Origin of the sequence: Flavobacterium psychrophilum DSM 3660 = ATCC 49418, assembly GCF_002217405.1 — a bacterium.
GTDB lineage: Bacteria > Bacteroidota > Bacteroidia > Flavobacteriales > Flavobacteriaceae > Flavobacterium > Flavobacterium psychrophilum.
Window position 1 is genome coordinate 95,306 of sequence record NZ_MUHE01000010.1, and the last position, 12,586, is coordinate 107,891.

Consider the following 12,586-nt stretch of genomic DNA (forward strand, 5'->3'; position numbering starts at 1 on the left):
AAACAAAATTTAATTTTATCTTATTTAAAAATGTAATACCTTAGTATTCTATATTTCAATAATTTTATAATGCCAAAAACAATAAAAAAAATAGGAGTTTTAACCTCAGGAGGCGATGCACCAGGAATGAATGCCGCTATCCGATCTGTAGTTCGCACATGTGCTTACCATAATATAGACTGTATAGGAATATACCGTGGTTATCAGGGAATGATAGAAGGCGATTTTGAAGAAATGGGACCACGTTCTGTAAATAATATCGTAAATAAAGGAGGAACAATCCTAAAATCAGCCCGCTCTAAAGAATTTATGACAGCGCAAGGTAGGCAAAAAGCGCACAAACACCTTATCAATTCGAATATCGATGCCCTAGTAGTCATTGGAGGGGACGGAACATTTACAGGAGCCGAAATCTTTAATAACGAATTTAATTACCCCGTAATTGGAATTCCCGGCACAATAGACAATGATATTTATGGTACCAGCCATACTTTAGGTTACGATACCGCTCTAAACACAGTTGTAGAAGTCATCGATAAAATTAGAGATACAGCCAGTTCTCATAACCGATTATTTTTTGTAGAAGTTATGGGGCGAGATGCAGGGCATATAGCACTAAATGCAGGCATTGGCGCAGGAGCAGAGGAAATCTTAATCCCAGAAGAAAATTTAGGATTAGACAGACTATTAGAATCCCTACAAAAAAGTAAAACATCAGGAAAATCATCAAGTATTGTAGTAGTTTCAGAAGGAGATAAGATAGGCAAAAACGTATTCGAACTAAAAGATTATGTCGAAGAAAACTTGCCAGAATACGATGTTCGAGTATCGGTATTAGGACACATGCAGCGTGGTGGTGCACCATCGTGTTTCGACAGAGTTTTAGCTTCTCGTTTGGGGGTAAAAGCAGTCGAATCATTACTAGAAGGAAAATCTAATTACATGGTAGGATTGTTTCAAGATAAAGTATCATTAACACCATTAGAACAAGCCATTAAAGCAAAATCACAAATAGACAAAGAATTATTAAGAGTATCAGAAATTATGTCCACATAAAAATAGTTTAAGGTTTAAAATTAAGCATATTACACCTTAAAAAATTAAAAATAAAATACAATGAAAATAAAATTAGCAATAAACGGTTTCGGAAGAATAGGCAGACTAGTATTCAGAGAAACCTGCAACAGAGACAATGTAGAAGTAGTAGCCATAAATGACTTACTAAATGTAGAACATTTAGCCTATTTATTAAAATACGATTCAGTGCACGGACGTTTTTCAGGAAAAGTAGAAGTAAAAGACGACAAATTGTATGTAAACAACAAACACATTAGAGTTACCACCCAAAAAGACCCAGCAACACTAAAATGGGACGAAGTAGGAGTAGATGTAGTGGCAGAATGTACAGGAATTTTTACCACAATAGAAACCGCACAAGCACACCTAAAGGGAGGCGCAAAAAAAGTAGTCATATCATCACCATCAGCAGATGCCCCAATGTTTGTTATGGGCGTAAACCACGAAAAAGCCACAGCCGCAGACACCATAGTATCTAACGCATCATGCACCACAAATTGCCTAGCACCACTAGCAAAAGTGATCAACGATAATTTCGGAATTGTAGAAGGTCTAATGACCACAATACACGCAACAACAGCCACACAACTCACAGTCGATGGCCCTTCAAAAAAAGATTATCGAGGCGGAAGATCAGCACTACTAAATATAATTCCCGCCTCAACAGGTGCCGCAAAAGCAGTAGGAAAAATAATACCCGAGCTAAACGGAAAACTAACAGGAATGTCAATGAGAGTTCCCACTGCCAATGTTTCTGTAGTAGATCTAACAGTAAAACTAGCCAAAGAAACTACCTACCAAGAAATAATGACAGTCTTAAAAAATGCTTCAGAAACAACCATGAAAGGCATTTTAGGATTTACCCAAGACGATGTTGTTTCTCAAGATTTTATAGGAGAAAAGTTTACATCAATCATCGACTCTAAAGCAGGAATTGGCCTAAATTCTACCTTTTTTAAATTAGTTTCATGGTACGATAACGAGTACGGATATTCAAGCAAATTAATCGATTTATCAATACACATATTAGAATTAAAATAAATTTCAGGAGCTAATCCTGCCATCCGCTATATCTTTTCCTTTTTAAAGAAAAAAGAAAAAGGATGCCGCTACTGTCAGGGCTAGAACCAACCACCCAATACAATTTTAGATTTACTTAAAATCTAAAATCTAAAATCTAGAATTTAAAATGAAACTACTCGTAGATAGTGGCTCAACAAAAGCCGATTGGATTGCCATAAATGATGAAGGAAAAATATTATTTACCACACAATCCTTAGGATTAAATCCAGAAGTATTAACCAAAGAAGAAATCATCAAACGATTAGATGGCAGATTCGATATTTCAAACAATAAAGACAAAGTAACACAACTCTTCTTTATGGTGCAGGTTGCGGAACAGATAGAATGAAAATTTTCTTAACCGAAGTTTTTCAAGACTATTTTCAAAACGCAAAAACAACTGTTCACGAAGACACCTATGCAGCAGTATATGCCACAACCCCAAAAAACGAAAAAGCCATAGTTTGCATTCTAGGAACAGGATCTAATTGTAGTTATTTCGACGGACAGGTATTGCACCAAAAAGTACAATCACTAGGTTATATAGCTATGGACGATTGCTCAGGAAACCGCTTCGGAAGACATTTGCTTCGAGCATATTATTTTAACAAAATGCCAGCTAATTTAGCCCAAGAGTTCGAAACAACTTATGATATCGAACCAGATGCTGTCAAAAATAATTTATACAAAGAACCCAATCCTAATGCCTATTTAGCAACATTTGCACAGTTTTTAATAAAACATAAAGACAGCGATTTTTGCCAAAAAATAATAAAAGATGAAATCGAAATTTTTGTCGAAAATTATATCAAACAATTCGAAAATTATAAAGAAGTTCCAGTACATTTTATAGGTTCGATAGCTTTTTATCTAAAAGAAGAACTGCAAAATGTGTTAAACAACCACGAGATAAAACTAGGAAATGTATTGCGCCGCCCAGTAGATGGTCTCATAGATTTTCATATCTTTTAACAAGTAAAATAACACTTAAAATACAAGTCCTAAAAGTGTAATACTTATTATTAGTTGCAATTTTTTTTATGAAAAAAAATCGTAACTAATAATAAGCTAACACAAAGTAATTTATGATATTAAAATTTTTCGCACTTTCACCTTTTTTTTTGTAAATAAAATGTTTTTTATTCTGTAGCTCAAATATTTTTGTATATTGGCTAAACCAAATTACGTATTTATTATGAAAAAAATTGCATTATTAGCCTTATTTGTTTTTTGCGGAAATGTATATTCTCAGAAAAAGAAAGCACCAGCCAAAACACCACCAGTAGTCATCGCAAAAGGGAATAATTATTCGGCCGAGCTAGCTAAAAACAAATTTTATCTTGTTGTAAATAATACTGTCTCAAAAGACACATTATCACTAAAAATATATCCAGATAAAACAACCCCCACAGATTGTAAAATAACAGCTTTTACCACAAAAGGCGTACCAATGTATCTAGTCTCTTGGACAGAAAAATTAATTACAGAAACCAAACTAAAAACAGAAGACAATTTAATTACCGAATCTCAAATCTGGAATCCTGCTACAAAGAATTTATTAGTGGGTAACACACAAACGGTTACAAAAATTAAAGAAATTATATTTTTAGACAAACTAAAAACAGCATCAGAAACACAAGAAAAAATAAGAAGATCAGGTTATGAATTTACCTTTTTGGGAGGAGAAGAGTTCTCGCTAAGTGACAAATATTCAAATACAAAATATTCATATAATCCAACTTCAATGAAATATGAAATTTTTAGACCAAAAGTAGCAGAATCAGCACCTAAAAAGAAAAGAAAATAAATAAACCCAAGCATTTAGATTACCCCAAAAAAATACAATTATTACAGATCACTATTGTCTTCCAACAGTAAATAAATCACGAAATAAGATTATTTATCCGTCAGAATGCAAACCGCAATTATTTATTATAATTAATAGAATATTAGGTAAATTGGTCAAAAAAACACAAAACAGTATCAATATTATTATTGATGCTGTTTTGTGTTTACAATACTAAAAAAAAAAAACAGTCGTTTTAATTTCTAAACACTTTCCTACCTAAATAAGTATAAACTAGCCAACAGAAGTGCTAAAGAATAAAATGTGAATATATTTCGATTATTACAAAATTGGTATTAATTTTTTTAGAACCAAATGTAAACCACCCAAAATAAATATTTTTTTAACTATATTTGAAATAATAAAATATTTGCCATGTTAGTAAAAGTATTTGGAAGTGCTGTTTTTGGAGTCGAAGCTACAACAATCACCGTAGAAGTAAATATAGATAAAGGTGTTGGTTATCACCTTGTAGGATTACCAGATAATGCTATCAAAGAAAGTAGTTATCGTATTGCCGCTGCTCTAAAAAATAACGGATACAATCTTCCCGTTAAGAAAATTACAATAAATATGGCCCCCGCCGATTTGCGAAAAGAAGGCTCAGCCTACGATTTGACATTGGCTATAGGGATTCTTGCCGCTTCAGGACAAATAAAATCAGAAGAAGTAGACAAATACATTATCATGGGAGAATTGTCTCTCGATGGAAGCTTGCAACCCATAAAAGGTGTTTTGCCTATTGCTATAAAAGCCAAAGAAGAAGGATTTAAAGGTTTTTTTCTGCCCAAACAAAACGTAAAAGAAGCCGCAATTGTTGCTGGACTTGATGTATATGGAGTAGAAAATGTGCTAGAAGTTATCGATTTTTTTGAAGGAAAAGGAACCCTCGAACCCACTGTGATAAATACTCGTGAGGAATTTTATAAAACATTAGATTTTCCAGAATTCGATTTTTCTGAAGTTCGGGGGCAAGAAAGCATCAAACGCTGTATGGAAATTGCTGCTGCTGGCGGACACAATATTATACTAATTGGTCCCCCTGGCTCAGGAAAAACTATGATTGCCAAGCGTTTGCCTAGTATTTTACCTCCAATGACACTTAAAGAAGCTTTGGAAACAACAAAAATACACAGTGTTGCAGGAAAGGTAAAAGATGTTGGACTCATGAACCAACGTCCGTTTAGAAGTCCACATCATACCGCTTCGAGTGTTGCACTTGTGGGTGGTGGTAGTTATCCGCAACCTGGAGAAATTTCATTAGCACACAATGGCGTTTTGTTTCTTGATGAATTGCCAGAATTTAAACGTGAAGTTTTAGAAGTCATGCGTCAACCGCTTGAAGACAGAGAAGTTACCATTTCGAGAGCAAAATTTACCATAACCTACCCATCATCATTTATGCTCGTAGCCAGTATGAATCCTAGTCCGAGTGGTTTTTTTAATGATCCTGATGCCCCAAATACCTCCTCCCCTCATGAAATGAATAGATATTTAAGTAAAATTTCGGGACCTTTACTTGACAGAATAGATATTCATATCGAAGTAACTCCTGTTCCGTTTGATAAACTAACCGAAAAAAGAAATGGAGAAAGCAGTGTCGAAATTAGAAAACGTGTAACTGTTGCACGTGAAATTCAAACGGCTCGATTCGAACTTTTTGACAATATTCATTACAATGCACAAATGAGTACCAAGCAAATTAGAGAACATTGCGCCCTCGACGAAGCCTCATTGCAATTATTAAAAACAGCTATGGAAAGGCTAAATCTTTCTGCACGTGCCTTCGACAGAATTCTAAAAGTATCTAGAACTATTGCCGATTTAGAAGGTACTGATAAAGTAAATTCGAGCCATATTGCAGAAGCTATACAGTACCGAAGCCTAGACAGAGAAGGCTGGTTAGGATAAATATTTAAAAATTATAAAAAAAACTATGCTATTTGCAGGCGACCGAAAAACGGCTCTTATTTTGATTGAATTCATTTTAATTTTAGTAAATCCTAAATAAAATATGATTACAATATACGCACCAAATATTACAGTATTTTTAAAATTAAGACGGTGTAACTTAAAAAAAAATGATTGCATGCGTTTAAAATATTTCTCATTTTTATACCCATTTTTTATTTATGAATGTTCACTTCAAGATAATTAGTAATGAGGGCTAATAAGATTTTGAGCGTTAATTTTGTCTATTACCCCAAATTAGTCCTTAGATACTCTTAATAATTTCTCGTTAAAAATAATTATAGAAAATAGAATTAATAGATAAGAGCCAATTTGTACAGAATTTATTTCTTCTTTAAAATAAAAAATAGCTAATAAGAGATTTATCATAGGATTGCTGTACATTAAAATTCCTACTGCAGATGAAGTTATTCCTCTTAGTGCAAACAAGTTTAAAAATAATGGAATAATGGTAAATAAAACTACAATTATAGTCATCAGAATATAAAATATTGGTTCTGTGGGTATTTCTCCTCGATAAACAGGGAAGAAGGGCAACAAAACCATTGATGCTATTAGTAATTGAACTGTTAGTACTACAAAACGGTCGAATTTATTATTTTCTCGTTGGCTAATCAAGTACAATGCAAAAGAAATGGCTATTACTAAGCTATAAATAAGACCCCTCAGATCGCCATATGATAGCATTGCGCAGCTAATTATACATAAAAAAACAGAAAACCATTGCCATTTACTAAGTTTTTCTTTTAAAATAAAATAGGCTAAAATAGTCGTAACAATAGGGCATATTAGATAGGCAAATGATGCCGATTTTAGACTAACATGATTTATAGCATATATAAACATAAACCAATTGAAGGTGAGTAAGAATCCGCCAAGAACGGTTAGCAAAAGTGTTTTTATTTTCTCTTTTTTTTCTAAAGTAAGGTATGATTTCCAATCGTTTTTTAGTTTTTCTTTTCTAAACAGAAGATTAATTATTATAGATAATCCAGTTGCATAAAAAACCCTATAAAACAAAATATCTAGCGAAGGATAATTATGTAGCGGTTTTAGTACTAAACTAAAAAAACCCCAGATAACAAAAGATGATAATGCCGATAAATAATATTTGTTGATTTGCATATAAAAAAATTTCGGAGTAAAAGTAACAAATTACTTTTGCTCCGAATTTCAATTTTAATATTAATTTTGGCACTTAGTCGTAATTACTAAATACTCATTATTTTAAAATACTAACAAAGATGTGTCTTTTTTATTGGTATTAAAAATAAAAATTAGTCAATTATTTAACATATTTATACTGATTAATAAATTAATTTTGTTCATTTATGCGAAAAAAAAATTATAAATTAATTTTAATTTGTATAAAGATAAAATTTAGCCTTTAGCCTACAATCATTTAAATCCAATAGAGAGATAGGTTCATTTTATTAGTGGCTTGCTTCTACCTCTATAGCATCAACATCTATATTTTGTTTTTTCAGAATTCCTTTTACTAAAACTGCAAATAATGTTAAATATGCAAAGCAAACACAAGCAACAATATACGATTGATGAATTCCTATAATATCTGATAATTTACCTTGTATTGGTGGTATAATTCCGCCACCGAGAATCATCATAATTAGAAATGCAGAACCTTGAGAAGTATATTTTCCTAATCCAATAATAGACAAGCTAAAAATAGCTGGCCACATAATACTACAAGCTAATCCGCCCGATAAAAAGGCATAAATAGCGACAATTCCAGTAGTAGATAAGCCTATTAGCATGGCAATAACGCCAAAACTTCCAAAAATCATTAAAGTTCTAGCTGGTTTATCTTTGCTTAAAAAGAAAGCGCCAATTTGTATAAAAATGCAAACTATGTAGTAATATAATGGTTTCATGTCTTTCCCAGAAATAATATTTACACCTAAAATTATAGCAAAAGCTGTGAGCGGAATAATGATTAATGCAATTTTTTTGTTTGTTCCTTTTAAGTTAAATACACTAATAGCTCCTGCCCAACGACCTATCATTAAACTACCCCAATACATCGAGATATAAGGTGCTATATCTGATGAAGCTAAGTTTCCAAAATCTTTTAATTTTAGTAATTCACCTAAATTACTTCCTATAGCAACTTCTACCCCAACGTAAGTAAAAATGGCTAGCATTCCCAATACTAATTGAGGATATTGCATAGCACCCCAGCCCTCAGATTTTTTTTGAGCAGATACATAGGAAAAAAATATTCCTCCTAAAATAACAAATAAAGCGCCTGTAAGCCAAAACATTCTTTTTTGTTCTAAAGGTTCTCTTAATAATTTTACTTCAAGTTCTTTTTTTGAAGTAACGTTGTTATATAGCGTAATTCCTTCTTTAGTAAATTTAGAAATTTTTAATGTTTCTTTGCGCTTATTTATTTCGGTATTTAAAATTTCAATTTTTAAAGCTTCTTCACTTTTATAACTTCTAAAAATTGGTGTAAAACATACTGCTAACAATAATGTCATCATAACTAATGTAAGTAAAGCTTTATTTGCTTTTTCCATTGGTTCATTTGCAATGCCACTTGGAACTTTTTTCGAAAAATAAAATAATGCTGCAGATGCCAAAAATAACAAACCAACACATATATATAGGATCACTACTTTATTAAGTTCTAATAATTTTATTTGTTCCTCGGTTACTGATGCCGCTGTACCAAATAATGCCAAAGCAACAATTATTGGCCCCACAGTAGTTCCTAAAGAGTTTATTCCTCCTCCAAGACTTACCCTGCTGGCACCTGTTTTTGGATCTCCCAACAAAATAGCAAACGGATTAGCAGCTGTTTGTTGCAACGAAAAACCAAGCGCAACGATAAACAAACCTATTAGCATTCCTGCATAAATATTAGCCTCTACAGCAACAATCATTGCTCCTGCACCAAGTGCCGAGAACAATAATCCGTAAACAATACTTTTCTTATAACCCCATTTTCCTACAATATCGTTCCCAGTAATATCTCCAAGTGCAAACAAAAGTAATGCACCAATATAATATGCAGTATAAAAGGCAAAATCTATTAATTGCGATTGAAATTGATCTAGTGAAAAATAGCTTTTACAAAAAGGTATAAAAATACTATTACCAGCAGCAATAAATCCCCAAAAGAAAAATACTGTGATTAACGTATAAAGTGCTGGATAGTTGGTTTTGTGTGTTTGAGAAGTCATGAAATAATAAAATTTAATTTTGCCAAATATAACAATATTGTTTAATTTTTCTTAAATACAAGAATAAAGCTTTTATTAGTAATTAAAAATATTATTTTTGTTTAAAATTTATAACAATGAAATATTTCCTAGCTATAATTATAAGTGTTTTATTACTAAGCAGTTGTGATGATGGTAATTTAATTACCGAGAATTTTGTTTTCGAAAATGCAACTGTGCAAAAATGTAGTGATTCTAATGTTTTATATAAAATAAATGGTGCAGAAGCATTAATTTTTAAATCACTAGACACCTATTTTGAAAATATCGAGCAAGTAAAAACGTATTCAATTTCTGGAAACGCAAACTTAATTTACAGAAAATTTGCAACAACCACTTCTACAAATAACATTTGTAATACACCAACAATACCTGTTCTAGAAGAATGGACAGTAACAGGTGGAACAGTGCAAATTACCACAACAAAAATTTTAGACAGTAACAGAACTACTGTTGTGGCATATACTCACAATATTGTTTTTAAAAATATAACATTTACAACACCTAGCAAACAAATTGTTTATGATACATATGTTTTTGGAAATTATAGAACAGAGGTTGTAGATCTGCATTTTGCTTATGATTTAATAACCACCCAAAATTGTGGTGGAAGCAATTTAATTTTAAAATACAACAATAGCAATGCTTTGCTATTAGATGTAGATGCTACATTATTTCCAAATTCGACAGTTGGATCACCTAGAACACGAGTAATTAACAGTACAACTAATAAAGTAGTGTATAGAGTTTATAACGGAAGTTTAAATACTAATTTCTTTTGTTCGGCAATAACACCTTCTACCCCAAATCTTACCGAAGAGTGGATTGCGCAAAATGGAGTGGAAGGTGCAAGCGGCGAAATTAGAGTTGTGACAGTTGCTATAGATGCGACACACTTTAAACATACGATTACTTTATACAAAACAACTTTCAAAAAAGGAGTTTTAACGTATATTTTTCCCACAAGTGATAATTTTATTTTCGGGACTTATATAACCACTATATAAAATTCTTATTTAGCTATGATATAATCATTTTTTAACTTTTCAAAACCTAATCATACTATTTACAAGCTTGTATAAGTTAAAAAGAGGCACATAGAAAGTGCAATAAAAAAAGTTGCAAAATTTAAAAAAAAAAAACGCTTATAACAGATTGCTTAAATCCTGTTACAAGCGTTTTTTTATACCTAAAAACTGAAGTTAATCAAGATATGAGCGGTTTCTTATTACCCTCATATTGTAAGTTTTTATATTATATTTGTTCGGTATAATTAGTATTTTGATTTAGGAATTGCTTCTCGAGTTCGCTCTTTCAGGCTCGGGTAAAAAGGAAATCCTTTTTTAAGGCTTTTTTGGCTCAAAAACATTGCTTTACTATATTTTTGTTTTTATAGGAGTTTAGTGAACTTCTTTTGTAACGCAAATCCCGACCCTTTTGGTAACGTCAAAATAATAAGATTTAAAAAAGCGGTTTATTATAAAATTAAGCGATTTGTTCTTATTTTAAGCTTCCAACCATTTCTTCTGGTTTTACCCAGGCATCAAAATCTTCGGCAGTAACATAACCCAAACGTACAGATTCTTCTTTTAGCGTTGTTCCGTTTTTGTGTGCTGTTTGTGCAATTTCGGCCGCTTTGTAGTAGCCAATTTTTGTATTAAGAGCCGTAACAAGCATTAATGAGTTGTTTACTAATTCTTCAATTCTTTTGTAGTTAGGTTCTATTCCTTGTGCGCAATGTTCGTCGAAAGACATGCAGGCATCTCCTAATAATCTTGCTGATTGTAAGAAATTTGCTGCCATAAGTGGTTTAAAAACATTTAGTTCATAATGGCCTTGCATTCCTCCTACAGAAATGGCAACATCGTTACCCATAACTTGTGCACAAACCATTGTTAAGGCTTCACATTGTGTTGGGTTTACTTTTCCTGGCATGATAGATGATCCAGGCTCGTTTTCTGGAATTAAGATTTCTCCAATTCCTGAACGTGGTCCTGAGGCTAACATGCGAACATCGTTTGCAATTTTGTTTAATGAAACGGCAATTTGTTTTAGCGCTCCATGTGTTTCTACAATAGCGTCATGTGCTGCTAATGCTTCAAATTTGTTGGGTGCTGTTACAAACGGATGTCCTGTAAATTGCGCAATATATTGCGCAACTTTTACATCATAACCCGCTGGTGTGTTTAGCCCTGTTCCTACGGCTGTTCCGCCAAGTGCTACTTCGGATAAGTGTGCTAATGTGTTTTTTACTGCTTTTATTCCGTAGTTTAGTTGTGCTACATAACCAGAAATTTCCTGACCTAATGTTAGCGGTGTTGCATCCATAAGGTGTGTGCGACCTATTTTTACGATATTGTTATAGGCTGTTGCTTTGGCTTGTAATGTATCACGTAATTTTTCTAGACCTGGAATGGTAATTTCTACAACTGCTTTATAAGCTGCGATGTGCATTCCTGTTGGGTACGTATCGTTAGATGATTGTGATTTGTTTACGTCATCATTGGCTTTTATAAATTGTTCGCCTTCGCCTATTTTGTGTCCTGCTAGCACTTGAGCGCGATTAGCTACTACTTCATTTACGTTCATATTGCTTTGTGTTCCTGAACCTGTTTGCCAGATTACTAAGGGAAACTCATCGTCTAGTTTTCCGGCTAATATTTCGTCGCAAACGGCTGCAATGGCATCACGTTTTTCTGTTGGTAAAACACCTAAATCGCAATTAGCATAAGCGGCTGCTTTTTTTAAGTATGCAAAACCTTCTATGATTTCTTTAGGCATCGATGCTGATGGTCCTATTTTGAAGTTGTTTCTTGAACGTTCTGTTTGGGCTCCCCAGTATTTGTTTGCTGGAACTTGTACTTCGCCCATTGTGTCTTTTTCTATTCTGTATTCCATTTTTTGTTAATTTTGTTAATTTGGTTATGTGTTTATTGGGTTTTTAGCCAGATGGTAGAGGAAATTTTTTTTTGAGGCTTTTCGCCAAAAAAAATATTTCACTAACGTTTATTTCAATTGGGGTTCAGTGAACTTCGTTTGAAACGGATAGCAGGAAATAGCTCCTAAAAAACCTTTACAAAAATAATGATTCTTACTTGCTTAAAAAAATGTATTAAAATAAATTTATAATTATTATTGGTAAAAAGAATAATTACATTTACATTTGTTGGGTATTAATAAATTACGATTTATCATGGTTGAATTTCCACAATATTTAGGTTTTATTCTTTTCTTGACAATATTAACTATTGGTTTTTGGTTGTTGTTTTTTCTCGTAGGGTTTGTTCAGTACTGGATTGGCGGTGCTTTATGGGAGTTTTATAAAGAGAAAAGAGCTAAGAAAGAGGAGGAGTCTAATTAATTAGATTTTTAGAAAATAAAAAAA

General features: G+C 32.5%; 9 protein-coding genes and 1 pseudogene. 7 read left to right on the plus strand and 3 right to left on the minus strand.

What is annotated here, in order from left to right; translation table 11 throughout:
* Positions 1-69: 69 nt before the first annotated feature.
* From pfkA to B0A57_RS03045, 5 genes and pseudogenes are all read left to right on the plus strand, one after another.
* A complete protein-coding gene (gene pfkA, locus B0A57_RS03025) occupies positions 70-1,056 on the plus strand; it encodes a 6-phosphofructokinase (RefSeq protein WP_011963726.1) in 987 nt (328 codons plus the stop codon).
* A gap of 60 nt (positions 1,057-1,116) precedes the next feature.
* The gene (gene gap, locus B0A57_RS03030) at positions 1,117-2,118 is read left to right on the plus strand and encodes a type I glyceraldehyde-3-phosphate dehydrogenase (RefSeq protein WP_034098363.1); all 1,002 of its coding nucleotides are present in this window, start codon (positions 1,117-1,119) and stop codon (positions 2,116-2,118) included.
* Between the two features lie 148 nt (positions 2,119-2,266).
* Positions 2,267-3,111: pseudogene (locus tag B0A57_RS03035) on the plus strand (BadF/BadG/BcrA/BcrD ATPase family protein).
* Positions 3,112-3,334: 223 nt separating this feature from the next.
* Positions 3,335-3,946: a hypothetical protein gene (locus tag B0A57_RS03040; RefSeq protein WP_011963723.1), complete on the plus strand. Its 612-nt coding sequence runs from the start codon at positions 3,335-3,337 to the stop codon at positions 3,944-3,946.
* A 414-nt stretch (positions 3,947-4,360) separates the two neighbouring features.
* Entirely contained in the window at positions 4,361-5,896 is a 1,536-nt protein-coding gene (locus B0A57_RS03045) for a YifB family Mg chelatase-like AAA ATPase (RefSeq protein WP_034098360.1), read from the plus strand.
* A gap of 297 nt (positions 5,897-6,193) precedes the next feature.
* Here the strand turns inward: B0A57_RS03045 and B0A57_RS03050 are convergent, their stop codons facing one another.
* Positions 6,194-7,081: an EamA family transporter gene (locus B0A57_RS03050; RefSeq protein WP_011963721.1), complete on the minus strand. Its 888-nt coding sequence runs from the start codon at positions 7,079-7,081 to the stop codon at positions 6,194-6,196.
* Between the two features lie 308 nt (positions 7,082-7,389).
* Positions 7,390-9,162, minus strand: a complete 1,773-nt coding sequence (locus tag B0A57_RS03055) for an MFS transporter (protein WP_034098358.1) — start codon at positions 9,160-9,162, stop codon at positions 7,390-7,392.
* Between the two features lie 116 nt (positions 9,163-9,278).
* Here B0A57_RS03055 and B0A57_RS03060 point away from each other — a divergent pair, with 116 nt between their 5' ends.
* Positions 9,279-10,208 (plus strand): hypothetical protein, encoded by a 930-nt coding sequence (locus B0A57_RS03060; RefSeq protein WP_034098356.1) that lies wholly within the window; start codon positions 9,279-9,281, stop codon positions 10,206-10,208.
* A gap of 493 nt (positions 10,209-10,701) precedes the next feature.
* Here the strand turns inward: B0A57_RS03060 and fumC are convergent, their stop codons facing one another.
* Positions 10,702-12,099: a class II fumarate hydratase gene (fumC, locus tag B0A57_RS03065; RefSeq protein ID WP_011963718.1), complete on the minus strand. Its 1,398-nt coding sequence runs from the start codon at positions 12,097-12,099 to the stop codon at positions 10,702-10,704.
* Between the two features lie 295 nt (positions 12,100-12,394).
* On the opposite strand from fumC, the gene B0A57_RS03070 reads away from it, so the two are divergent.
* Complete coding sequence (locus B0A57_RS03070; RefSeq protein WP_011963717.1) at positions 12,395-12,562, plus strand: hypothetical protein; 168 nt, start codon at positions 12,395-12,397, stop codon at positions 12,560-12,562.
* Positions 12,563-12,586 lie beyond the last annotated feature (24 nt).

Excerpts from the sequence above, each read along its gene's own strand:
- pfkA (WP_011963726.1), top strand. The coding sequence starts at position 70 with ATGCCAAAAACAATAAAAAAAATAGGAGTTTTAACCTCAGGAGGCGAT.
- gap (WP_034098363.1), top strand. The coding sequence starts at position 1,117 with ATGAAAATAAAATTAGCAATAAACGGTTTCGGAAGAATAGGCAGACTA.
- B0A57_RS03040 (WP_011963723.1), top strand. The coding sequence starts at position 3,335 with ATGAAAAAAATTGCATTATTAGCCTTATTTGTTTTTTGCGGAAATGTA.
- B0A57_RS03045 (WP_034098360.1), top strand. The coding sequence starts at position 4,361 with ATGTTAGTAAAAGTATTTGGAAGTGCTGTTTTTGGAGTCGAAGCTACA.
- B0A57_RS03050 (WP_011963721.1), bottom strand. The coding sequence starts at position 7,081 with ATGCAAATCAACAAATATTATTTATCGGCATTATCATCTTTTGTTATC.
- B0A57_RS03055 (WP_034098358.1), bottom strand. The coding sequence starts at position 9,162 with ATGACTTCTCAAACACACAAAACCAACTATCCAGCACTTTATACGTTA.
- B0A57_RS03060 (WP_034098356.1), top strand. The coding sequence starts at position 9,279 with ATGAAATATTTCCTAGCTATAATTATAAGTGTTTTATTACTAAGCAGT.
- fumC (WP_011963718.1), bottom strand. The coding sequence starts at position 12,099 with ATGGAATACAGAATAGAAAAAGACACAATGGGCGAAGTACAAGTTCCA.
- B0A57_RS03070 (WP_011963717.1), top strand. The coding sequence starts at position 12,395 with ATGGTTGAATTTCCACAATATTTAGGTTTTATTCTTTTCTTGACAATA.